Annotated in this window: 18 protein-coding genes and 2 pseudogenes; 7 read left to right on the plus strand and 13 right to left on the minus strand. The window is 59.6% G+C overall.

Going from position 1 to position 23,049, the window contains the following annotated elements; genetic code table 11:
- Nucleotides 1–4: 4 nt before the first annotated feature.
- On the minus strand, nucleotides 5–1,351 hold the full coding sequence (locus R1A29_RS20810; RefSeq protein WP_438299433.1) for an ATP-binding protein: 1,347 nt from the start codon (nucleotides 1,349–1,351) through the stop codon (nucleotides 5–7).
- Nucleotides 1,348–2,025 (minus strand): response regulator, encoded by a 678-nt coding sequence (locus tag R1A29_RS20815; protein WP_438299434.1) that lies wholly within the window; start codon nucleotides 2,023–2,025, stop codon nucleotides 1,348–1,350. Before R1A29_RS20815 ends, R1A29_RS20810 begins: the two co-directional genes overlap by 4 nt.
- 206 nt (nucleotides 2,026–2,231) lie before the next feature.
- Between R1A29_RS20815 and R1A29_RS20820 the strand changes: the two genes are divergently transcribed.
- The gene (locus R1A29_RS20820; protein ID WP_114884849.1) at nucleotides 2,232–3,023 is read left to right on the plus strand and encodes a dienelactone hydrolase family protein; all 792 of its coding nucleotides are present in this window, start codon (nucleotides 2,232–2,234) and stop codon (nucleotides 3,021–3,023) included.
- 84 nt (nucleotides 3,024–3,107) lie between these two features.
- Entirely contained in the window at nucleotides 3,108–3,833 is a 726-nt protein-coding gene (locus R1A29_RS20825) for a 4'-phosphopantetheinyl transferase family protein (RefSeq protein ID WP_438299435.1), read from the plus strand.
- A gap of 6 nt (nucleotides 3,834–3,839) precedes the next feature.
- Here R1A29_RS20825 and R1A29_RS20830 read toward each other — a convergent pair whose 3' ends face one another.
- Nucleotides 3,840–5,450 (minus strand): ATP-binding protein, encoded by a 1,611-nt coding sequence (locus R1A29_RS20830; RefSeq protein ID WP_438299436.1) that lies wholly within the window; start codon nucleotides 5,448–5,450, stop codon nucleotides 3,840–3,842.
- Nucleotides 5,447–6,169 (minus strand): response regulator, encoded by a 723-nt coding sequence (locus tag R1A29_RS20835; RefSeq protein WP_085711000.1) that lies wholly within the window; start codon nucleotides 6,167–6,169, stop codon nucleotides 5,447–5,449. Before R1A29_RS20835 ends, R1A29_RS20830 begins: the two co-directional genes overlap by 4 nt.
- Nucleotides 6,170–6,903: 734 nt before the next feature.
- On the opposite strand from R1A29_RS20835, the gene R1A29_RS20840 reads away from it, so the two are divergent.
- Nucleotides 6,904–9,798: a ribonucleoside-diphosphate reductase subunit alpha gene (locus R1A29_RS20840; protein ID WP_085711001.1), complete on the plus strand. Its 2,895-nt coding sequence runs from the start codon at nucleotides 6,904–6,906 to the stop codon at nucleotides 9,796–9,798.
- Between the two features lie 756 nt (nucleotides 9,799–10,554).
- Here R1A29_RS20840 and R1A29_RS20845 read toward each other — a convergent pair.
- From R1A29_RS20845 to R1A29_RS20885, 9 genes and pseudogenes are all read right to left on the minus strand, one after another.
- The gene (locus tag R1A29_RS20845; RefSeq protein ID WP_438299437.1) at nucleotides 10,555–11,940 is read right to left on the minus strand and encodes an efflux transporter outer membrane subunit; all 1,386 of its coding nucleotides are present in this window, start codon (nucleotides 11,938–11,940) and stop codon (nucleotides 10,555–10,557) included.
- Nucleotides 11,937–13,891, minus strand: a pseudogene (locus R1A29_RS20850) (MacB family efflux pump subunit). The gene R1A29_RS20845 and the pseudogene R1A29_RS20850 overlap by 4 nt, the downstream one beginning before the upstream one ends.
- Before the next feature lie 59 nt (nucleotides 13,892–13,950).
- Nucleotides 13,951–15,111 carry an efflux RND transporter periplasmic adaptor subunit gene (locus tag R1A29_RS20855; RefSeq protein ID WP_438299438.1) on the minus strand — a complete coding sequence of 387 codons (1,161 nt, stop codon included), beginning with the start codon at nucleotides 15,109–15,111 and terminating at the stop codon, nucleotides 13,951–13,953.
- 190 nt (nucleotides 15,112–15,301) lie between these two features.
- Nucleotides 15,302–16,627, minus strand: coding sequence for a flagellar hook protein FlgE (gene flgE, locus R1A29_RS20860; protein WP_438299439.1), 1,326 nt, complete (start codon nucleotides 16,625–16,627; stop codon nucleotides 15,302–15,304).
- Nucleotides 16,628–16,657: 30 nt separating this feature from the next.
- Nucleotides 16,658–17,386 carry a flagellar hook assembly protein FlgD gene (gene flgD, locus R1A29_RS20865; protein ID WP_438299440.1) on the minus strand — a complete coding sequence of 243 codons (729 nt, stop codon included), beginning with the start codon at nucleotides 17,384–17,386 and terminating at the stop codon, nucleotides 16,658–16,660.
- Between the two features lie 15 nt (nucleotides 17,387–17,401).
- Nucleotides 17,402–17,845, minus strand: coding sequence for a flagellar basal body rod protein FlgC (gene flgC, locus R1A29_RS20870; protein WP_046031555.1), 444 nt, complete (start codon nucleotides 17,843–17,845; stop codon nucleotides 17,402–17,404).
- 3 nt (nucleotides 17,846–17,848) lie between these two features.
- Complete coding sequence (flgB, locus tag R1A29_RS20875) at nucleotides 17,849–18,256, minus strand: flagellar basal body rod protein FlgB (RefSeq protein ID WP_438299442.1); 408 nt, start codon at nucleotides 18,254–18,256, stop codon at nucleotides 17,849–17,851.
- 242 nt (nucleotides 18,257–18,498) lie between these two features.
- A complete protein-coding gene (cheR, locus tag R1A29_RS20880; protein ID WP_007960327.1) occupies nucleotides 18,499–19,326 on the minus strand; it encodes a protein-glutamate O-methyltransferase CheR in 828 nt (275 codons plus the stop codon).
- 47 nt (nucleotides 19,327–19,373) lie between these two features.
- Nucleotides 19,374–20,306, minus strand: a complete 933-nt coding sequence (locus R1A29_RS20885; RefSeq protein ID WP_065258844.1) for a chemotaxis protein CheV — start codon at nucleotides 20,304–20,306, stop codon at nucleotides 19,374–19,376.
- An 82-nt stretch (nucleotides 20,307–20,388) separates the two neighbouring features.
- On the opposite strand from R1A29_RS20885, the gene flgA reads away from it, so the two are divergent.
- The 4 genes and pseudogenes from flgA (at nucleotide 20,389) to R1A29_RS20905 (ending at nucleotide 22,982) form a co-directional block, all read left to right on the plus strand.
- Nucleotides 20,389–21,150 (plus strand): flagellar basal body P-ring formation chaperone FlgA, encoded by a 762-nt coding sequence (gene flgA / locus R1A29_RS20890; RefSeq protein WP_438299443.1) that lies wholly within the window; start codon nucleotides 20,389–20,391, stop codon nucleotides 21,148–21,150.
- A 160-nt stretch (nucleotides 21,151–21,310) separates the two neighbouring features.
- Entirely contained in the window at nucleotides 21,311–21,637 is a 327-nt protein-coding gene (gene flgM / locus R1A29_RS20895; RefSeq protein ID WP_085711005.1) for a flagellar biosynthesis anti-sigma factor FlgM, read from the plus strand.
- 48 nt (nucleotides 21,638–21,685) lie between these two features.
- Nucleotides 21,686–22,153 carry a flagella synthesis protein FlgN gene (locus R1A29_RS20900; protein WP_114884859.1) on the plus strand — a complete coding sequence of 156 codons (468 nt, stop codon included), beginning with the start codon at nucleotides 21,686–21,688 and terminating at the stop codon, nucleotides 22,151–22,153.
- A 95-nt stretch (nucleotides 22,154–22,248) separates the two neighbouring features.
- Nucleotides 22,249–22,982, plus strand: a pseudogene (locus R1A29_RS20905) (flagellar brake protein).
- The last annotated feature ends 67 nt before the right edge of the window (nucleotides 22,983–23,049 follow it).

The raw sequence follows: 23,049 nt of genomic DNA on the forward strand, positions 1-23,049 counted from the left end.
GCGATCACACCGCCGGAAAATGAATCCTGAACGCCGCCCCGCCCATCGGCGAATCGCCCAGGGTCAATTTGGCGTTGTAGCTTTCGATGATGTCCTTGACCACCGCCAGACCGATCCCCTGTCCCGGGTGCTGGCGATCCAGACGTTCACCGCGCTCAAGGATCCGCGCTCGCTGGTGTTGCGGGACACCGGGACCGTCGTCTTCGATGCACAACTCGCTCCCGGCCAGGGTTTCGCGCACGCTGATGCGCACTTCGCCCAGGCACAGGCGATAGGCGTTTTCCAGCAGGTTGCCCAGCATTTCCAACAAGGCACCCTGCTCGATCGGCAGGTAACAGTGTTCCGGCAGGTCGAATGCCACGCGTACGCGCTTGTCGCGGTAGACCTTGTCCAGGGTGTCGCACAGGCTTTTGAGCACCGGGCGCAGGCGTACCTGATGGCGCACCAGACCGCTTTTGCGCAGGCTGGCGCGTTGCAACTGGTAGCTGATCTGCTGGCTCATGCGTTCGATCTGGGCTTGCAGCACCCAGGCCTGATCGCGATCTTCGGGGCGCTGGGCCATGTCTTCGCTGACACCCTGCAACACCGCCAGCGGGGTTTTCAGACTGTGGGCCAAATCGTCGAGGGAGTCTCGATAGCGGCTGCGCTGCTGACGTTCGCTGTGCAGCAAGCGGTTGAGCGAGCCGGTCAGGCGCAGCAGCTCACGGGGGTGCTGTTCAGTGAGGCTTTCGCGGGTGCCGCTTTCGATTTCGTCCAGCTCCTGACTGAGTCGGCGCAAGGCTTTCAGACCCCAGGTCAGGCCGATCCATAGCAACGAAAGCAAGACCAGCAACGCAGCGCCGAAGCCGAGGTAGAGGTTTTCCCGCAGGCCCTCGAGGGTGGTTTCGTATTCGCGCACCGGTTGCAGCGCGACGATGCTGAACGCCGCATTCTTGCCGCCAAGCAGTTTGACTTCGACGTCGTAGACGAAGAACTCCTGGCCGCTGGCTTCGCGAATCCGCGCGAACTCGCTGCCCATTCCGTCGTAACGCGGTTTGTAGTTGATCTGCTCTTCCTGGGTCGCTTTCGAGCGCCAGACCAGATGACCTTCGCGGTCGTAGATGTAGCCGAGCAGACGGAAGTCGGCGAGGTTGAAACGCTCGTCCGGCAACTGCATCGGCATCACCAGCCGACCGTTTTCAATCCGTGCAGCAGAAATCAGTGTGGTGACATCCGAAGCCAGGCGCTGCTCGATGGAATCCTGCAGCGCCAGGCTGAACGCCCCTTGCATCGCCGGAAGCAAGGCGAGCATGAAGAACACCGCCAGCGTCGTGGCGGCCAACATCAAGCGAACACGAAGCGAACGGATCAAGTGCAGCGCTCATTGAACAGGTAGCCGAGGCCGCGCACCGTGTCGATCGGTTTGAACCCGCCGGGGCCTTCGAGCTTGCGCCGCAGGCGCCCGACCAACACTTCGATCACGTTCGGATCACGCTCGTCGTCGTCCGGGTACAGCTGCTCCATCAGGCGATCCTTGGGCACCACTTGCTGGTGGTGGCGCATCAGGTATTCGAGAATCCGGTATTCGTAGGCGGTCAGCGCCAGCGGCTGTTCATCGAGGGTCGCCTGCTTGCGATTGAGGTCGAGCAGCAGCGGCCCGGCGACGATGGACGACTGGGTAAAACCGCTGGAGCGACGCAGCAGCGCATTGAGCCGGGCTTCAAGCTCTTCGAACTGGAACGGTTTGACCAGGTAATCGTCGGCACCGGCGGCCAGGCCTTCGACCTTGTCCTGCCAGTTGCCGCGGGCGGTGAGAATCAGGATCGGAAAGCTCTTGCCGTCCTGGCGCAACTGGCGGATCAGGTCGAGCCCGCCCATGCCCGGCAGGCCGAGGTCGATCACCGCCAGGTCAAAATTGAATTGCCCGGTCTGGTACAGCGCCTCTTCGGCATTGGCCACGGACTCGACCACGTGACCGCTTTCCGTCAGGCGGGTTTGCAGGTGATGGCGCAACAGCGCTTCATCTTCGACGACCAACAGTTTCATGACACTCTCCCGGGCCAATCAGCATCTCCAACAGCATACCTGCGACAACGGTGTACTGCCGCTTTTGAGGGTCCTGTTCATTTCATCCCTCGGACGTGGTTCAAGATTACTGAACCCGGCCTGTACCTGCCCTGAACGCACCCTGAACCCGGGCGCAATCAAATGAACTAGGCTGTCTTGACCTTTTACTGTCAGGAGACCCGATCATGCGCCTGTTCCTTGCCCTCACCCTGCTCGCTTTCAGCAGCCTCAGCGCGGCTGCAATCAAAACCGAGGAAATACCTTACCAGAGCGCCGATGGCACGAAACTGATCGGTTATTACGCCTATGACGACGCGATCAAGGGCCCTCGCCCCGGCGTGGTGGTGGTCCATGAATGGTGGGGCCTGAACGACTACGCCAAGCGCCGCGCCCGGGATCTCGCCGGCCTCGGCTACAGCGCCCTGGCGATTGACATGTACGGTGACGGCAAGAACACCGAGCACCCGAAAGACGCGATGGCGTTCATGCAGGCGGCCACGCAGAACGCCGATGCCGCCAGCAAACGCTTCGAGGCCGGCCTCGACCTGCTGAAAAAGCAGCCACAGACCGACACCGGCAAACTGGCCGCCATCGGTTACTGCTTCGGTGGTGGCGTGGTGTTGAATGCGGCACGCCAGGGTGTGCCACTGGCCGGCGTGGTGAGTTTCCACGGCGCACTCGCCACCAAGACTCCGGCGACGCCCGGCAGCGTCAAGGCGAAAATCCTCGTCGAGCACGGCGCACTGGACAGCATGGTCACCGCCGACAACGTCACGGCGTTCAAGTCTGAAATGGACAAGGCCGGCGCCGACTATAAATTCGTCAGCCTTGACGGCGCCAAGCATGGTTTCACCAACCCCGATGCGGATCGTCTGAGCCACGGCGATCACGGTGGCCCGGACATCGGCTACAACAAGGCTGCGGATGAAAAATCCTGGGCGGACATGCAGGCTTTCTTCAAGAAAATTTTTGGCTGAACCCACTCGTTCCCGCGCCCTGCGCGGGAACGTTCCACATCTGCGCACTATCCAGCCTCAAAGCAACCCGGCAAAATGCCCGCCATGAATTCCAGCCCCCTCCTCCCCGCTTGCTGCACCCCGCTCGATGCCCACTGGCCATTGCCGACCGTGCTGCCGGACACCGTGCTGCTGAGCACCCACTTCGATCCGTCGCAAATGCTCGGCGATGACTTTCGCCGCAGTGCCATCGAGCCGCCGCCGAGCATCCAGCGCTCGGTGGCCAAGCGTCAGGCGGAGTTTCTCGCCGGGCGGGTCTGCGCCCGGGCTGCGCTAGAGCAGTTGGAAGGCTCAGGCAGTGTCCCGGCCATTGGCGAGGATCGAGCGCCAGTGTGGCCGTCGCATATCTGCGGCTCGATCACCCACAGCACGGGCCGGGCGGCGGCAATTGTCGCCAACAAACGACACTGGCGTGGGCTGGGCATGGATATGGAAAACCTGCTCAACGCCGAACGGGCCGAACGGCTGGCCGGGGAAATCCTCACGCCAGCGGAGATGCAGCGCATGGCCGCCGGCGCCCGCGATCAATTGGCGTTGTGGGTGACCCTGACGTTTTCGGTGAAAGAAAGCCTGTTCAAGGCGCTGTACCCGATCGTCCAGAAGCGTTTCTATTTCGAGCACGCCGAAGTGCTCGAATGGACCGAGCAAGGTCATGTGAGGCTGCGCCTGCTGACGGACCTGTCCAGCGAATGGCGCAACGGGACCGAACTGGACGCACAGTTCGGCGTGCACGACGGGCAGTTGTTGAGTCTGGTCAGCATCCAGGCTTGAGCGGCTTCAGCGCCGCTCCTGATTCCGCGGCCAGCTCAGGCTGAAACACGCCCCGCCCAGACTCTTGCTCTTGCCGATCAGCGCCCGGCCGTCATGCCAGTGAATGATCCGCCGCACGATCGACAGCCCCAATCCATGCCCGCCGGACGCCCGGGTACGGCTGTCGTCCAGCCGCAGAAATGGCGTGAAGATTTTCTCCCAGGCACTTTCCGGCACACCGGGACCATCGTCTTCGACATCCACCCGACAACGCATCTGCCCGACCTGATAACTGACCGTGACCTTCGAGCGCGCATGGCGCATGGCGTTGCCCACCAGATTCTGCAAGGCCCGATGCAGGTAACGCGGTTCGGCCTCGACCCAGGCATCGTCGCAATCGGCCGCCGACAGGCACAGACCGCGCTGAACGGTGACATCTGCACGCAACGGCGCCAGTTCCCCGATTACCTGATTGACCAGTGCATCGAGGTCGATGCGCTGGAAGGTCAGCGCCGGCGAACCCTGCTCCAGCCGCGCATAGGTGAGCATTTCGTCCACCAGCTTATCGAGGTCCTCGATGTCGTGGTCCATGCCCTCGCGGTACTTCTCCAGCGCTTGCGGGGTGGTGGCCGAGCCGATCATTTCCAGACCGAATCGCAGACGCGCCACCGGCGTGCGCAACTCATGGGACACCGCGCGCACCAGCTCACGCTGGATCGCCAGCAACTGTTGCAGGTGCTCGGCCATGCCGTTGAACGCTGCCGCCAGCTTGCCCACCGAGTCGGCACCGCGCGCCGGAACACGGGTTTCCAGGCTGCCCTTGGCGATGCGCGTGGCCGCCGCTTCGAGGCCACGCAAGCGCCGTTCGAGCTGACGCACCAATAAATAGACGATGAGGCCAATCAGGGTCAGACCCAATGCGGCAATCAGCACCAGCCATTGCGGCGGGTACGGATTCATTTGATAGAGCGGACCGATTTCCAGCACCCACGGTGTACCGACCATCCCGGCGAACACCCGGATCGAATCACCGCCCTTGCCCAGCGCCATCACCGTATCGCCTTCCGAGACGCGACGGCTCTGGTCCTCATCCATGTCGGCCTCGTCCACGGTGACCAGCCGCAGATCGAAACCGAACCCCTTCTCTTCCTTTAATTGCGCGAGGCGCTTGGGTTGCTCGCCCACCGGCACGCGCACCAGTTCATCGGCCAGCAGGTAGATGGTCGCCCGGGCCAGTTGCTCGCTGATCTGTTGCACCTCGCCCACCAGTACCAACTGCTCCTTGTCGCTGACCAGACGGTAGACCTTGGCCGCGTGCGGCCCGGTCTGCTCGACCAGGGCCTGGCCGCGCTGCACGCGGGTGCGCTGGGTCAGATCGAGATCGGTCTGGGTGAACGTCTGCAACGTCAGCGGAATCCCCAGCAGCCGTTCCCAGACCAGCAAGGCGCGATGGCGCTCGGTATCGTTCATCGGTTGCAGGTTGTCGGCCATCAGGGAAAACGTGCCGTGGGCCAGACGTTCGCGATATTGCTCGCTGCGCACCTGGTTGAGCAGGTGCAGCGCGAGAACACCGAGCACCGCCACCAGAATCAGTGCCGCGCACATGCCGCCGTAGATGCGCAGGAAGATCGAATTCACAGCGGCAGTTCTACGCAGGCTTCAGGCACGAACAGATAACCTTTGCTACGCACAGTCTTGATCAGACGCGGGTGATCGGGGTCGTCACCGATCTTCGGGCGGATGCGCGAGATGCGCACATCGATCGAGCGGTCCTGACCGTCGTAGCCGATGCCGCGCAACGCGGTAAAGATTTCTTCCCGTGACAGGATGCGTCCGGCGTTGGACACCAGCAGCCACAGCAGATCGAATTCGGCGCTGGTCAACTCGATGCCGCTGTCGCTCAGCCAGGCTTCGCGCAAGGCGTTGTCCACTACCAGCGGGCCGAATTGCAGACGGCGAGGTTTGCCTGCCGCCGGCTCCGGTGCGTCACTGCGTCGCAACAACGCCTGGATGCGCGCGAGCAACAGTCGTGGGCGCACCGGTTTGCACACGTAATCATCGGCGCCGATGTCGAGGCCGAGGATCTGGTCGGCGTCGTCGGTGCGCGCGGTCAGCATGAGGATCGGCCCGTCGTACTGGTCGCGCACCTTGCGGCAGATGCTCAGGCCGTCTTCACCGGGGAGCATCAGATCGAGGATCACCAGATCCGGCTGTTCCTTGATGATCCGCGCCGCCGCCAGCGCCCCGTTGCCTTCGATCTCCACGCGCAATCCGTTGGCTTGCAGGTATTCGCGGGTCAGTTCGGCCAGTCGTTGGTCGTCCTCGACTATCAATACCTGCCAGGCTTCTTGCTCCACGGGTGACCTCTGCTTGCCGATGCTGCGAATAAAGGAAGGATCCTCCCGTCTTTTTGTCATCTTTAAGGAGGATAAGAATGCGTGTGTCAGGGCCGATTGTATAAACGGCGTACAGCGAGAACACAAGTCGGTAAATGCGTTCGGACAAGGCCGTTTTTTGTGATAGGGTTCGCGCCCTTAAAAATCCGCTGAAGCGTTTTTCCCGGCGAAAAAACAGTGACAAACGGTCTAGCTCAGCAGGTTCACGGCCTACAAAGGTTTTCCCTGTTTCGCACACAATTTACGCACAGGGTTATCCACAGGCTGTCCGTTGCAATCGCCCCCCAAAACGCATTATCTTGTAGCCCGCGCCCAAAAAAACCCTACATGTAGGGGTTCGCGCCAAAAACCAAACACAAACCGGACAGTGAATTCAAGGCTTTTTATTGCCATTGTCGGGTTGAACCAAACGTATTTTCAGAAGCCCAAACCGCGCCTGCGGATGGCTACCGTTTTTCAGCCGATCACGGCGTAAACGGTACGGGTGTTGCAGTCCGAAACTGCTCCCCGAAAGGAATGCGGTTTCACGCGTATCGCGCGAACCGAAGACTTCGGCATGGAAGCGGCGCCCACAAGGCCCACTTCCTGAACTGTCCCGAAGTCGTTACCCGGCGCTGGCCGGTTGTAGTGCTTCAGGACGGAACGGTGGGCACCGTGATGGTGCCCAAACAAACATAGAGAACGTGGAGACACCCATGCAAACCGACACAACTCGCGAGAACCCGCAGGGCACCTTGCCGCAGGCCGCCGATTCGAATTCGGATCTGGCTGCCACCGCGCCTGGTCAACTGCGTGTGATCAAGCGTAATGGCACTGTCGTTCCTTACACCGATGACAAGATCACCGTCGCTATCACCAAAGCGTTTCTCGCAGTTGAGGGCGGCACCGCTGCCGCTTCGTCGCGAATCCACGACACCGTTGCCCGCCTGACCGAACAGGTCACCGCGACCTTCAAGCGTCGCATGCCGTCGGGCGGCACCATCCACATCGAAGAAATCCAGGACCAGGTCGAACTGGCCCTGATGCGTGCCGGCGAGCAGAAAGTGGCTCGCGACTACGTGATCTACCGCGACGCCCGTTCCAAGGAACGCGCCACCCGCACCACCGCCGATGCACCGGTTCAGGCGCACCCGTCGATCCGCATCACCCGCGCCGACGGCAGCCTCGCGCCACTGGATATGGGCCGCCTGAACACCATCGTCACCGAAGCCTGCGAAGGCCTGGCCGAAGTCGACGGCGACCTGATCCAGCGCGAAACCCTGAAGAACCTGTACGACGGCGTGGCCCTGAACGACGTCAACACTGCACTGGTAATGACCGCACGTACCCTGGTCGAGCGCGAGCCGAACTACTCGTTCGTGACCGCCCGCCTGCTGATGGACACCCTGCGCGCCGAAGGCCTGGGCTTCCTGGGTGTCGCCGAGAGCGCGACCCACCACGAGATGGCCGACCTGTACGCCAAGGCGCTGCCGGCCTACGTCGCCAAAGGTATCGAGTTCGAACTGCTGAACCCTGTGCTGGCCGACTTCGACCTGGAAAAACTGGGCAAGGCGATCAACCACGAGCGCGACCAGCAATTCACCTACCTGGGCCTGCAGACCCTGTACGACCGTTACTTCATCCACAAGGATGGCGTGCGTTTCGAACTGCCGCAGATTTTCTTCATGCGCGTGGCCATGGGCCTGGCGATCGAAGAGAAGCAGAAAGAAGACCGTGCGATCGAGTTCTACAACCTGCTGTCCTCGTTCGACTACATGGCTTCGACCCCGACCCTGTTCAACGCCGGTACCCTGCGTCCACAGCTGTCGAGCTGCTACCTGACCACCGTTCCGGACGACCTGTCCGGCATCTACCACGCGATCCACGACAACGCCATGCTGTCGAAATTCGCCGGTGGCCTGGGCAACGACTGGACCCCGGTTCGTGCACTGGGTTCGTACATCAAGGGCACCAACGGCAAGTCGCAAGGCGTGGTTCCGTTCCTGAAAGTGGTGAACGACACCGCCGTTGCCGTTAACCAGGGTGGCAAGCGCAAAGGCGCGGTGTGTGCCTACCTGGAAACCTGGCACATGGACATCGAAGAGTTCATCGAACTCCGTAAGAACACCGGTGATGATCGTCGTCGTACCCACGACATGAACACCGCCAACTGGATCCCTGACCTGTTCATGAAGCGCGTCTTCGATGACGGCAAGTGGACCCTGTTCTCGCCATCCGAAGTACCAGACCTGCACGACCTGACCGGCAAGGCCTTCGAAGAGCGCTACGAGTACTACGAAGCCCTGACCGAGTACCCGGGCAAGGTCAAGCTGTTCAAGACCATCCAGGCCAAAGACCTGTGGCGCAAGATGCTGTCGATGCTGTTCGAAACCGGCCACCCATGGCTGACGTTCAAGGACCCGTGCAACCTGCGCAGCCCGCAGCAGCACGTCGGCGTGGTTCACAGCTCGAACCTGTGCACCGAGATCACCTTGAACACCAACAAGGACGAGATCGCGGTCTGCAACCTGGGCTCGATCAACCTGCCGAACCACATCGTCGACGGCAAGCTGGACACCGCCAAGCTCAAGCGCACCATCGACGTAGCGGTACGCATGCTCGACAACGTGATCGACATCAACTACTACTCGGTACCGCAGGCGAAGAACTCCAACTTCCGTCACCGTCCGGTCGGCCTGGGCATCATGGGCTTCCAGGACGCGCTGTACCTGCAGCACATCCCTTACGGTTCCGACGCTGCCGTCGAGTTCGCCGACAAGTCGATGGAAGCGGTCAGCTACTACGCGATCCAGGCGTCCTGCGACCTGGCCGACGAACGCGGCTCGTACGAGACGTTCCAGGGTTCGCTGTGGTCCAAAGGCGTGCTGCCGCTGGATTCGCAACAGATCCTGATCGAAGCACGTGGCCAGAAGTACATCGACGTTGACCTGACCGAGTCCCTGGACTGGGCACCGGTTCGCGCCCGTGTACAGAAAGGCATCCGTAACTCGAACATCATGGCCATCGCACCGACCGCCACCATCGCCAACATCACCGGCGTATCGCAGTCGATCGAACCGACCTACCAGAACCTGTATGTGAAATCGAACCTGTCGGGCGAATTCACCGTGATCAACCCGTACCTGGTTCGCGACCTGAAGGCTCGCGGTCTGTGGGACTCGGTCATGATCAACGACCTGAAGTACTACGACGGTTCGGTTCAGCAGATCGAGCGCATCCCGCAAGAACTCAAAGAGCTCTACGCGACCGCGTTCGAAGTGGACACCAAGTGGATCGTTGACGCCGCCAGCCGTCGTCAGAAGTGGATCGACCAGGCCCAGTCGCTGAACCTGTACATCGCCGGCGCATCGGGCAAGAAACTCGACGTGACCTACCGCATGGCCTGGTACCGTGGTCTGAAAACCACCTACTACCTCCGTGCCCTGGCCGCAACCAGCACCGAGAAGTCGACCATCAACACCGGCAAGCTGAACGCTGTTTCCAGCGGCGGCAACCACGGTGACGATTCGGTCCTGGCAGCGCCAGCCGGCCCGGCTCCAGTACCGAAGGCTTGCGCCATCGACGAGCCGGATTGCGAAGCTTGCCAATAAGCTGAGCTGAATCGGGCGTTGCGAGACGCCTGATTCCTCCAGACAAAAGAAAACCCCCGACAGACTTCTGGTTTGTCGGGGGTTTTCTTTTGTCTGCCAAACACCAAGGCTCTAACGAACAGGGTTCAGCCGATACAAAAAAGGCCCCTTCACAGAAGGAGCCTCCTTATTGGTGCTTACTATCGGCAGCCGCCGTTATTGTAAGGACCGGCAACACGAACCCAGCCACTGGCTTGCGGAACGTTGCTGCACATAGTACGGCCGGTCGAAGCCGACTCATAAAGCCACCAGGAAGCCGGAGCAGCCTGAACAACGACTGCACCCAACAGCAAACTTGCGGCCAAAGTCAGACCAAAACCAATACGCAGCGACATAACGATCTCCATTTCAAATAAACGTCTCAAACGGCCGTCGGCGCAATAATTTCATAGTTCATCATCTTGCCGACACAACCTGAGACAGCAGTAAGAGTGTTACAGCCGAACACTCATCCCTTCATCAAGACCCTGACGAAAGAGCGCGCACATTACATTGAGAAACAATTAAAAACAACAAAGAAACAGCAACATCCAAAACTATTTTTCCGTTAATCAAATCCACAAAAACTCAACAGACACACAAAACCCTACAACTTCAACTGCATATAAAAAATTGACCACGATCAAAAAAATACGCTAACTAAAACCGGACACGCGACACAATCTTCCTTAATTAAAAACAACGTTCCAACAAGTTAACGTTTATCTGCGCAATAAATTAACGCGCGAAGCCTCCGCCCAGCGCCAGATACAGCCCCATTCGCGCCTGCAGTCGCTCGAAGCGATTCTGCGCCAGTGAAATTTGCGCGGCACGACGGCTCTCTTGCAGGTCCAGCCACTCCTTGATACCCGTTTGCCCGCTGCGATAACGGATTTCGGCCAACCCTTCGGCTTTTATTGCAGCGGCCAGAGCCTGCTCTCGCCGCATTCCCTGATCAGCAAACTGCACTTGCGCCGATAGCGCATCTTCAACTTCCGCCAGCGCGATATAAAGGCTTTGGCGAAAATCGATTATCGCCACCTCATAATCCACCGCCGATATACCCACCGTGTATTTGCGAACATTCCACTGAACAAACGGCAGACTGATACCAACGCCCAATAGTCCGACAGGGTTGTTGAGTACTTGGCTTAACTCCCGACTACCGCCAGTCGCCAGACCGCCAGTCAGTGTGAACGAAGGATAAAAACTGGCACGCGTTGCGTCATAGTTCGACAGCGCCTGGCGTAATCGCCATTCAGCCGCCTGCAGATCCGGGCGTCGATCAACCAGATCAGCCGGCAAGCCTGCCGGCACACTCGCCAAAGTCGTCGAAGGCAATTGCACAAGTTCTGCAAACCGATGCTCGGGCGCCTGATCGAAGACAATGGCCAGTGCGTTGCGCGCCACTTCAAGTTGCTGCAGATAGTCGCTCAATACAGCACGCTGCGTGGCCAGGACCTGCTCGGCTTGCGCCTCTTCAAGCCCTGTTGCCGCCCCCGCCAGACGCTGGGACTGCACCAGTTGCAACGTCTGTTCGGCGTACCGGATACTTTCCCGTGCCGATTGGGTCAGTTCACTGAACAGACCGATTTGCCAATACAGGCGCGCCGTCGCACCCACCAGGCTCAGCGCACTGGCACGCCGATCAAAGTCGGTCGCCAACAGCGCCCATTGCCCGGCATCGCGCGTACTCGCCAGCCGCCCCCACAAGTCGACTTCGTAACGCACCGACGAGCTCGTGGAAAATCGACGCTGGCCTGAATTGTCTCGATGTAGATTCCTGCTCCAGTCCGCCCCCGCCCCCACGTCCAGATCGGGCGTGATATTGGTGCCCGTGAGTCCTGCCTGAAGCGCTGCCCGACGCACTCTGAGCGCAGCAACTGCAAGATCGTTATTGCGCGCCAGGGCGTTGTCGACCAAGGCGTTCAGACGCGGATCATCAAACGTTTCCCACCATCGCTCTCGCACACTCAATGAGCGCTCACGGGCCGCGTCACCAAACCAGAAGGCCGGCGTCTTCACTTCCGGTTGGCGGTATTCGCTGTGCAGCAGAGCACTACAGCCCCCCAACAACAAAGGCAACGGCAATGCCCAGATCCATTTGCATTTCATGTACTTCATTCTCGGGACAACGCCTGAATGGGATCAAGCCGGGCGGCATTGCGCGCCGGGATATAACCGAACAACACTCCGACCAGCAGCGAGCACAAGCACGCTGAAATCATGGCCAAAGCGGTGAACTCCATAACGATTGTCTGCACGAAGTAGCCGAACACCTGACTGATCAACAACGAAAGCAGGACACCCAGCAAGCCCCCCAGCAGACAGACCAGCACAGCCTCGATCAAAAACTGCTGCAGGATGTCCGCGCGCCGCGCACCGACGGCCATGCGGATGCCAATCTCCCGGGTGCGCTCGGTGACCGATACCAGCATGATATTCATCACCCCGATACCACCGACCAAGAGTGAAATGAACGCCACGGCAGAGATCAGCAGCGTCAGTGTGTCCGTGGTTTTCTGCACGATTTTAAGGATGCTGTCGCTGGAGCTGAGGAAGAAATCCGCACGCCCATGACGTGCCACCAACAATGTCTGCAGCGCTTGCTCTGCTGCGGGACTGGCAACCTGCTCCTTGAGCCGAACCTTGATCGAATTGAAATGGCTCTGCCCCAACAACCGCCCCATCACCGTCGTATAAGGCAAATAGACTTGCAGGCTCGGCCCTGAAAAACCGTCATCGCGACTTTCCATGACCCCCACCACCGTGCAAGGCAGGCCACCAACCAGGATGACTTTGCCCAGCGGTTGCTCCCAGTCCTTGAACAGCCGCTGTCGAGTGTTGTGGTCGATGATCAGCGTCTGAGCGCGCCGTACCACATCACTTGCATTGAACATGGCGCCCTGGCTCACGCGGATGCCCATCACCTGAAAGTAATCCTGACTGACACCATTGACCGTGGCACTGACATGCAGATTGCGGTAACGAATCGTCCGGTTGCCACTGACCATCGCAGAAACACTGTCTACCCAGGACTGCGCCTGGATGATCCGCAAGTCGACGGGCTGCAATGTCCGGATTGAAGCTGCCTGCTCATCCCCCCAATCCTTGCCCGGATAAACATCGATGGTATTGGTGCCCATCGCACTGATATCACGCAGCACTCGGGTCTGTGCGCCCTGCCCCAGCGCTACCACGGAAACCACCGAGGCAATACCGATGACGATCCCCAGCATGGTCAGCAATGTGCGCATGCGATGGCTGCGCAGAGAGATCCAGGCCATCTTGAAGGCCTCGCTGAAGCGGCGCCAATGCACCGCTGTCGCGTCGCCCCCTTGGTGTGCGGGCTGTCGCCTGGCTCGGTGACCGGCGCCGCCAGCACCTTGCGGTCGGCATTCAAACGATCACTGACAATTTCGCCGTCATGGATCTCGATGATGCGGTCTGCGCACTGCGCCACCTGCGAATCATGGGTCACGATAATGATCGTGTGACCGCTGCGATGCAGCTCGCGCAGGATCGCCATCACCTCCTCGCCACTGCGCGAATCCAGCGAGCCGGTGGGCTCGTCGGCCAAAACAATCGCGCCGCCATTGATCAGGGCACGGGCAATGCTGACCCGCTGCTGCTGTCCACCGGAAAGTTGTCCTGGCCGATGCAGCATGCGCTGACCCAGCCCGAGACGCTGCAACAGCCCCCTGGCCTTTTGCCGATGCTCGGTAAACGGCTGATCGGCGTAAATGGCCGGCACCTGCACGTTGGCCTCCGCACTCAGATGCGACAGCAAATGAAAGCGCTGAAAAATGAATCCGAAATGCTCACGACGCAGCGTCGCCAGCTCATCGCTACTCATTCGGGCCATGTCGGCACCGTTGATGCTGTAGCGGCCAGCAGAGGGACGATCCAGGCATCCGAGGATATTCATCAGACTGGATTTTCCAGAGCCGGACGGCCCGACGATCGCTACCATTTCACCAGCGGCGATGGTCAGATTCACGTCACGCAGCACATGAGTCCGAGCCTCACCATCGGCGAACCAACGCTGCACACCCTCAAGAGCCAGCAAAGGCATGACCGGCAGCTCGTCTTTCACGGGGCTTGGCGTCCAGCCGTGAAGATTATCGGCGCTGCTCATCGAGGCTCGGGCTCTTCGCCGACAACGACTTCATCATTTTCCTTGAGCCCGTCCAGCACCTGAACGCTCAGGTCATTTCGCAACCCGGTTGTCACCAGCACCGTCTGCGCCTGACCATCAACCAGTCGGCGCACTTCATAGCGACCGTCAGCGACACGCTTGCCCAGCGCAGCCACCGAGACCGTTGTGGCTTTGGGCACCGAGTCGAGCAGAACGCTGACCTGCGCCGTCATCGAGGTGCGCAACGAACGATCGTCATTGGGTACGTCAAACAGCGCGTTGTAATACACCGCGGCATCGGCACCACCGGCAGTCGAGCCACCGCCACCCTGCATTTGATCCTGCCGGGCAATGGACTCGGGCGCCGGCTCCACAGCTCGTATGTGGCTGGTAAAACGCCGGTCCGGATCACCCAGAATATTGAAGGACACGGCCTGACCGGCCTTGACCCGAACCACGTCTGCTTCCGAGATTCGCGCTTCGACCGTCATCCGGTCCAGACGGGCGAGTATCAGCAATGTCGGAACACTCTGCGCCGAAACGACGGTCTGGCCCTGCCTGGTCACCACAGCAATGACCTCGCCATCCATCGGCGCACTGATCCGCGTATATCCGAGGTTGACTTCGGCGATCCTGATTTCTATCTCCGCCTGGGAAATCTGCGCGGCCAGGGATGCCAGTTCGGCGCGCGAACTTTGCAACTGCGCCTCGGCAATTTCCAGATCGGACCGCGATCCGGCTTCACTGGCAACCAGGCTTTGCTTGCGACGAAAATCAAGTTCGTACTGGCGGATCATCGCCTGCCGGGCTTTGTATTGCGCCCGGACACTGAGCAAAGCAGCCCGGGACTTGAGCAATTCATTCTGTGGCAACAACGGGTCGATCTCAGCCAACAGCTGGCCCTGGCGCACCGTATCGCCCAACCCGGCTTTCAGACTCTGGAGTTGCCCATTGACTTGTGCGCCGACGCTGACCTGCTGAAAGGGTTTGACCGTACCACTGGCCAATACGGTCTCTTCCAGATCTTCAACGGTGACGGTCGCTGTCAGGAATTTCGTTGGAGTGGCGCCCCAGCCCTGACCCCATACAAACCAGACCAGCAAGGCAATAACGGGCAGCGTCCCGAACACGATTCGGGAGCGAGAGAAAAAAACCATGAAGTAATCGTTACATCCCTGTCAGTGGTTGGGCGAACCGCTCATTGGCGCCCGGGTATAGCGTGAGCAGACGTGTGAATGCGCCTGCGCAAATGCGAATGCCGCGGACGAGTGGCCCCGGCGCGCGCATTAAACCAGAAAGCCCCTCAAAGAGGGGCTTTCCGTTACAGCTTTTTACAAAGCATCAATATCAGGTCATCTGAATGATGGTCTGCATGATGGTGCTCTGAGTGGAGATGGTCTTGGCGTTCGCCTGATAGTTGCTCTGGCCCTTGATCAGGTCCACCAGTTCGTTGGTCAGGTTAACGTTGGATTCTTCCAGCGAGTTGGACTGGATAGAACCCAGAGTACCGGTTTCCGGAGCGTCATAACCCGGAACCCCCGACGCGAAGGTTTCCTTCCAGCTGGTGCCGCCGATCGCTTGCAGGCCTTGTTCGTTGGTGAAGCTGGCCAGCGCAACCTGGCCGATCGCCTTGTTCTGGTTGTTGCTGAAGTTGGCGAACAGGGTACCGGTGCCGTCGATGGTCAGGTTGGTGATCTGGCCGGTGGCATAACCATCCTGAGTCGGGATCGAACGCGCGGTGTCAGCGTTGTACTGAGTGGTCTTGGCCAGGGAAATGGTCACACCCGCCGGGTTTGCTGCCGCGCCGTTAGGGGTGAAGACGCCATTGGTCACGGTGCCCGGTTTCCAGTTAGTGAGCTTCAAGTCACTGCTGATGATCGGGTTGGCCGGGTCCGCCGGGTTTGGTGTGCTGACCTGCACCAATTTGCCTGCGCTGTCGAACGTCAGGGTCGACGCAACAGGAGGCGTAGTGACCGGGTTGCTGCCGGTTGCATCCGGGTTGCGTCCGTCTACCAGGGTGTAAACCTTCCAGGTGTTGTCGGAGGTTTTCACCATGTACTGATCCATGACGTGGGAGTTGCCCTGGGTGTCATAGATCGGCGTGCTGAACGACTTGGTGTACGACTCGAGCTTGGCCGGATCGAACGGGAACGCCGTCTGGTCGATCGGCTTCTCCGACGAGTTAAGGTTGATCGTCGAAGTCACCGACGACGTGGACTTCGGCGCCAGGTTCGAGGTGTCGATCTTCAGGTCGGTCAGTACGCCGTTGATGATCTTGCCGTTGGCATCCACGCCATAACCTTGCAGGCGCGAGGTGTAGTCGGTGTTGGTGATGAAACCCTTGTCGTCGACCTTGAACGTACCGGCACGGGTATAGGAAATCGAGCCGTTGTTGCTCATGGTGAAGAAGCCGGAACCGTTGATACCCATGTCCAGCACGTTACCGGTATTGTTGATGTCACCCTGGGTGAACTGCTGGGAAACGTTGGCCAGGCGCACGCCGTTACCGATGACCTTGCTGCCGCTACCCAGGCGAGTGGCCGAGTAGACGTCTTCGAATTCTGCACGGGACGATTTGAAACCGGCGGTCGCGACGTTGGCGATGTTGTTGCCGGTCACGTCCAGTTGCTTGTTGGCTGCATAGAGACCGCTAAGGCCGATATTGAAAGACATATTCCACTCCTTTGTGCCGGTTAGTCGGCTCTATATACCAATGGTTTGTACTTTGGACAGGGCAACGGTGCCCTTGCCGGACAGGTTGAGCATCAGCTCGCCGCCGGTCTGGCTGATCGTCACGCTGGTCACGGTTGCCGGCAGGTAGGTCGCCATATCGGTCGAAGTGCCGTTGATCGATGCATTGGCCTTGACGGTATAGGTACCGGTCTTGACCAGGTTGCCATCCTTGTCCTTGCCGTCCCAGGTGAAGCTCGCACTGCCTGCGGCGCGACTGCCCAGATCAAGGGTGCGAACCACCGTGCCGCTGCTGTCGGTGATGCTGACGGTGCCGCCGGCAATCGACGACGGAACGGTGACCGAACCGGTCATGCCTTTGCTCGGGTCGTCGAGCTGGACCGAGTTGGTCTGCACGATCACGTTGCGGCCAACCAGCGACGAAGCCTGCAAGGCTTGCGACGAGTTGTAGTTGCCGGCCAGCGAACTCACGGTGCTGTTGAGGGTGGTGATCCCCTCGAGGCTGCTGAACTGCGCGAGCTGGGCAACGAATGCACTGTTGTCCTGCGGGTCGAGCGGGTTCTGGTTTTTCAGCTGGGTCACCAGCAGTTGCAGGAACGCGTCCTTGCCCAGGGCTTGGCCGCCGGTGGCGCTGTTGGTGGCCGAAGCGATGCCGTCACCGGTGGTCGAACTGGTCTTTTTCGACGAGTTCGCCAGGATGTCCTTCATGCTCAGGCTGCTGGTGGTATCAGTAACACTCATGGCAGTCGCCCCTTATCACTGACCGAGGGTCAGTACCTTCTGCATCATGGTTTTGGCGGTGTTCATCATTTCGGCGTTGGTCTGGAAGGACCGGCTCGCGGAAATCATGTCGGCCATTTCTTCCACCACGTTGACGTTCGGGTAGTAGACGTAGCCCTTGGCGTCGGCGGCCGGATGATTCGGCTCGTAGCGCGCTTCGAGGTTGCTCTGGTCTTCGACCACGCCGAGCACCTGTACGCCCTGGCCTGCGGCGTCCTGGCTCTGGAACAGCGAGTTGCTGCCGCCGCTCTGGCCGCCCTGGAACATGGTGGCGAACACCGGGTGACGGGCGCGATAGGTCTGGTCGATGCTCGACGATACGGTTTCGGCGTTGGCGATGTTCGAAGCCACGGTGTTCAAACGCGTGGTCTGGGCGCTCATGCCGCTGCCGGCAATGTTGAAAACGCTGGACAGGGACATGGATTACTCTCCGCGCAGGGCTGACACCAGCCCTTTGAATTTGCTGTTGAGCAGTGTGAAGCTGGCCTGGAAGCCGACGGCGTTTTCCGCGTAGTTCGACTGTTCCAGCTGGGCGTCAACGGTGTTCTGGTCGATCGACGGCTGCATCGGCGTGCGATACATCAGCGACTCGTCGCCATTGCCCAGGCCTTCAGCCTCGATGTGACGGCTGTTGGTCATGTTCAGGGCGATAGTGCCGTTGTTGGTTTTCTGGGTCTGTGCTTCGAGCACTTTGGAGAAATCCAGATCCCGAGCCTTGTAGTTCGGGGTGTCGGCGTTGGCGATGTTGTTGGCCAGGACTTCGGCACGCTGGGCGCGGAAGCCCAGGGCTTTTTCGTGAATTCCGAGCGCTTTATCGAAGCTGATGCTCATGTCGGGAACCTTCAGGTGACCGGGTTTTTCGTAACAGGGCTATAGCAAGCGTCGTGCCAGTTTTAAGAAGCCCCGGTTTTCGGGGCTTTGCAGGGAGATCGGCAAGACGGCAATGCCAGAAAAGCGGCAACGGGTTTCCGCCGGATGCCGCTTTTCTGCCGCTTGCCGCCACCGCAAAAATCTCAGGCATAAAAAAACGGGAGCCCCCCGAGGACTCCCGTTTTTTGTGTTGCCGGTGCCAGTCACTTCGCCTGGTAAATGATCCCCGGGCTGCACTGGACCATCTGGTAATGGTCCGGCAAACCGTTCAGCGCTTCGGAAGCGCCGAGGAACAGATAACCGCCCGGCTTCAGCGTGCTGTGAATGCGCAACAGGATGTCTTTCTTCACCTCGGCGGAGAAGTAGATCAGCACGTTGCGGCAGAACACGATGTCGAACTTGCCAAGACTGGCGTAGCTGTCGAGCAGATTGAACGAGCGGAACTCCACCCGGTTCTTGATCGGCGCCTTGATCACCCAGCGCCCCGGCCCTTTCGGGTCGAAGTAGCGCTGCAGCCGATCAGCGGACAGACCGCGACCGATCGCCAGGCTGTCGTACTCGCCGGTCTTGCAGTTGGTCAGCATGCTGCCGGACAGATCCGTGGCGACGATCTGCACACCCATCTTCAACTGACCGATGTTGGTCCGCTCGAACTCGTCGATCGACATCGACAGCGAATAGGGTTCCTGACCCGACGAGCAGGCCGCCGACCAGATCCGCAGACGCTGGTTGGGAGCAGCCTTGATTGCCTCGGGCAGCACCTTGTTCTTCAAGACTTCAAACGGATAGGTGTCGCGAAACCACAGGGTTTCGTTAGTCGTCATGGCATCGACCACCTGCTCGCGCAAACCGCTGCGCGGCTGGGTCTGGATGCGCTGTACCAGCTCACCCAGGGACTTGATGCCTTGCTGCTCCATCAGTTTGTTGAGACGGCTCGACACCAGGTACTGCTTGTTTTCACCGAGCAAAATGCCACAGGCTTTTTCCAGGAAGACCCGGAACTGTTCGAAATCCAAATTACCCGTAGACAAATGATGCCGCCTCTTAAATCGTGTTGACCGCCAGGGGCAGAAGGCCCCTAGCTGATATCTGCTGCTTTGATCCGGTCGACTACCCGGGATGCCAGGTCATCAGGACGGAATTTGGCCAGGAAGTCATCGGCACCGACCTTCTTGACCATCGCCTGGTTGAAAACACCCGACAACGAAGTATGCAGGATGATATGAAGCTTTTGCATGCGAGGGTCGCCGCGGATTTCCGCCGTCAGGGTGTACCCGTCCATCTCCGGCATCTCGATGTCGGAGATCATCATCAGGAACTCTTCTTCCGGCTTCTTGCCCTCGTCGACCAGCTTGCGCAGGTAATCCAGCGCCTGCTTGCCGTCGTTCAGCGCCACCACTTCGACACCGACCGTCTGCAGGCAGCGTGTCACCTGCTTGCGCGCCACCGACGAGTCATCGACCGTCAGCACCCGCAGAGACAGCGCCTTGCTCTGGGTCTCGACATCCACCACGCCGACCGAAATCGCTTCCGGCGTCGGTGCGACTTCCGCCAGCACCTTCTCGACGTCGATGATTTCGACTAACTGATTATCCACCCGAGTCACAGCGGTCAGGTAATGATCGCGACCGGTGCCCTTGGGTGGCGGATGGATCTCTTCCCAGTTCATGTTGACGATACGTTCCACCGAGCGCACCAGGAAACCCTGGGTCTTGGTGTTGTATTCCGTGATGATCACGAACGGACTGTTCTTGTCTTTCAACGCCCCGGAGCCGGTCGCCATTGCCAGATCGAGGATCGGAATGGTCGCCCCCCGGATATTCGCCACCCCGCACACGACAGGACTGGACTTGGGCATCAACGTCAGTTGCGGGCACTGCAGCACTTCCCGAACCTTGAACACGTTGATCCCGTAGAGCTGCTGGCCGTCGAGACGGAACAACAACAGCTCCAGGCGATTCTGCCCTACCAGTTGCGTGCGCTGGTTCACCGAATCCATTACACCAGCCATGCCCAGACTCCTACACCAACGCCAAGTGTTGTTGCGACGCACATTCATTGCTAAACGGCACGGCGCTTGCTTTTTAACTCGTATGAACACTCAAACGACATTTTTCCGACGCCTGACATCCCCTATCCGCAGAGGACTTTGCGCGGTGTCCGCCGCTTGCCTGTTTTTCGCGGGCAGCCCTGCCAGTGCTGATGCGGTTACCTTGCCTGACATGCTTATCGGCGTCACTCAGGGCTTTCTTGAATTCACCGTAGAAGACTATCTGGCTACCAGTCAAACGGAAGGGCGTTATGAAATCGAGGTCAAGCAGCTCGATCCGCGTATGCGCATGCCTATGTGCGACAAGGAATTGACAGCCTCCCTGGAGAGTCCGGGGCGCCCTTTGGGTCGGGTGACCGTCAAGGTCCGCTGTGAAGGCGCATCGCCCTGGACAGTGTTCGTGCCCGCTCAAGTCCGCCTGTTTCGCGAGGTTGTGACGACCACTCGTCCCCTCAAGCGCGCCGGGATAATCGAGCCTCAGGACGTGACGCTGCGTGAACATGACGTGAGCCAGATCAATCAGGGTTTCCTGACGTCGGTAGACGAGGCCATCGGGCAAAAATTGACCCGACCAACGGTAGCCGACCAGGTGCTGACCCTGGTGCACATGGAGCAGGCAGAAGTCGTTCGCAAGGGCGACCAGGTGGTGATTACCGCCCGCAGCGGCACACTCGCCGTGCGCATGCCCGGCGAAGCCCTGTCCAACGGCGGCCTGAAAGAACAGATCCGGGTAAAAAACCTCAACTCCCAGCGGGTCATCAAGGCGCAGGTCATGGCGCCGGGCCAGGTGGAAGTGGCCATGTAAAACAGGCAAGGAGAAAACTGGCGCCGACCCCGGCTGTTCCCTAAACTGTGCCGCAGCAGGATCTGCGCGGCGCATGCAGGCTCATTGGTAAAAGAGCCTAAAGTTTTCCAGGGGATGGCCGAGAACATGGCAAGCGTCCAAATTCCCAGAGGTTTTTAACATGGTCATCGATTTCAGCCGTTTGAACAGCTCCTCGTCACTTACGGGCAGTACACGTACCAGCGCGCCCAAGGAAACCGCCGAAACCGGCACCTCCGCGCCGCTGAATACCCCGGCCGAACAGGCCAGTACCGCAAAAAGCGGGGAATCGGTACACCTCAGCAATGAGGCTCAACAGTTGCAGAAGGTCACTGACAAGCTGCGCGATCAGCCTGCCGTCGACAAAGCCCGCGTGGCCGAGTTGAAAGCAGCGATTGCCGATGGCAGCTATAAAGTCGACAGCAACCGTGTAGCCAGCAAACTGCTCAACTTCGAAGCCCAGCGCTAGGCCTCGGTCTGCGCCAGGCTTTTGGACGCTTAAAACCCAAGGCCAGCCATGCACGACACTACTTTATTGCAACTGATCACCGACGACTTTGCTCCAGCTCAACAACTGCTGGAGTTACTGCATACCGAGTCCCTCGCCTTGCACGGTCGCGACATGCCCCTGCTGGAAGAAATTCTGGCGCGCAAACAGGCATTGATCATTCTGCTCGAGCAGCATGGCCGCAAACGCAGCGAAATCCTCGCCAGCCTCAATCTGTCGCTCGACCGCCAGGGCCTTGAACAACTGGCCAGCCAGTCGAGCATCGGCGATCAGTTGCTGAGCCAGAGCGATGTCCTGACTGACCTGATCGCCCAGTGCCAGGCGGCCAACGTCAAGAATGGCCAGTCGATCGTGATGCAGCAGGCCGCCACGGCCAATCAGCTGAAAATCCTCACCGGTGGCGAGCCTCCCGCGCTCTACGATGCCAGCGGCACCTTCTCCAAACTGCAGAAACCCCGCGCGCTCAGCCAGGCGTGATTCTTTCTTCTATGCTTGCGCCCTATCAACGCGCGATACATGCTGGCAAAATACTGGCCAGCCGTAGTCAAAATTTGTCTGGAGATTGATTTAACGTGTCCAATGATGACGCTCCGCAGCCCCCAAAGGTGCTTACCACGCCCCTGGAGATCTCCAGCAATCTGCGCCAGCTGCAAGAGAGCCACGATCCGCTGATCATCACCTTTCACGAGCGCAGCCAGCGCTTCCAGAGCTACCTGATCAAGGTTGACCGGGAAACCGCCACCATTGCCCTGGATGAAATGATTCCGCGCGATGGCGAGCGCTTCCTGCTGGCTGGTGAACCGTTCAAGGTCGAAGGCTTCCATGAAGGCGTACGCATCGCCTGGGAATACAACGGCACGCTGGACATCAAGGAATCCGACGGCGACCGCTTCTATGTCGGCGAGATGCCTACCGAAGTGGTCTATCACCAGCGTCGCAACGCCTTCCGCGCTGCACTGAAGCTGACCGACCTGGTGAGCGTCGAACTGGGGGAGAAAAGCTCAAGTCGCCTCTTGGCGGTAAACTCCTGGATATCTCCGCCACCGGCTGCAAACTGCGTTTCGAAGGCGACATCACCGACCGCCTGCAATTGGGCCAGGTCTACGATCGCCTGATCGCCCCGCCGCTGTTCGGCAATCAGCCAGCGGCGGTCGAGCTGCGTTACTTGCACTTCGAAGAAAAACTCAACATCACCTTCGCCGGCCTGCGCTTTCACAACATCAGTGGCCCGGCAGCGCGTAACGTCGAGCGTTTCGTCTATCAGTTGCAACGTGAAGCACGGCGCTTCGACAAAGACGATCTCTGATTCGTACGCACCCTGAAAAACGGGCAGTCCCTTGCGGTGACTGCCCGTTTTTTTATGCCTGGTGTTT

Origin of the sequence: Pseudomonas sp. NMS19W (assembly GCF_051554255.1) — a bacterium.
GTDB lineage: Bacteria > Pseudomonadota > Gammaproteobacteria > Pseudomonadales > Pseudomonadaceae > Aquipseudomonas > Aquipseudomonas kribbensis.

Excerpts from the sequence above, each read along its gene's own strand:
- R1A29_RS20845 (WP_438299437.1), bottom strand. The coding sequence starts at position 11,940 with ATGAAGTACATGAAATGCAAATGGATCTGGGCATTGCCGTTGCCTTTG.
- flgD (WP_438299440.1), bottom strand. The coding sequence starts at position 17,386 with ATGAGTGTTACTGATACCACCAGCAGCCTGAGCATGAAGGACATCCTG.
- R1A29_RS20840 (WP_085711001.1), top strand. The coding sequence starts at position 6,904 with ATGCAAACCGACACAACTCGCGAGAACCCGCAGGGCACCTTGCCGCAG.
- R1A29_RS20820 (WP_114884849.1), top strand. The coding sequence starts at position 2,232 with ATGCGCCTGTTCCTTGCCCTCACCCTGCTCGCTTTCAGCAGCCTCAGC.
- flgE (WP_438299439.1), bottom strand. The coding sequence starts at position 16,627 with ATGTCTTTCAATATCGGCCTTAGCGGTCTCTATGCAGCCAACAAGCAA.
- flgB (WP_438299442.1), bottom strand. The coding sequence starts at position 18,256 with ATGAGCATCAGCTTCGATAAAGCGCTCGGAATTCACGAAAAAGCCCTG.
- R1A29_RS20900 (WP_114884859.1), top strand. The coding sequence starts at position 21,686 with ATGCACGACACTACTTTATTGCAACTGATCACCGACGACTTTGCTCCA.
- flgA (WP_438299443.1), top strand. The coding sequence starts at position 20,389 with ATGAACACTCAAACGACATTTTTCCGACGCCTGACATCCCCTATCCGC.
- R1A29_RS20825 (WP_438299435.1), top strand. The coding sequence starts at position 3,108 with ATGAATTCCAGCCCCCTCCTCCCCGCTTGCTGCACCCCGCTCGATGCC.
- R1A29_RS20815 (WP_438299434.1), bottom strand. The coding sequence starts at position 2,025 with ATGAAACTGTTGGTCGTCGAAGATGAAGCGCTGTTGCGCCATCACCTG.
- R1A29_RS20885 (WP_065258844.1), bottom strand. The coding sequence starts at position 20,306 with ATGGCTGGTGTAATGGATTCGGTGAACCAGCGCACGCAACTGGTAGGG.
- flgM (WP_085711005.1), top strand. The coding sequence starts at position 21,311 with ATGGTCATCGATTTCAGCCGTTTGAACAGCTCCTCGTCACTTACGGGC.
- R1A29_RS20855 (WP_438299438.1), bottom strand. The coding sequence starts at position 15,111 with ATGGTTTTTTTCTCTCGCTCCCGAATCGTGTTCGGGACGCTGCCCGTT.
- flgC (WP_046031555.1), bottom strand. The coding sequence starts at position 17,845 with ATGTCCCTGTCCAGCGTTTTCAACATTGCCGGCAGCGGCATGAGCGCC.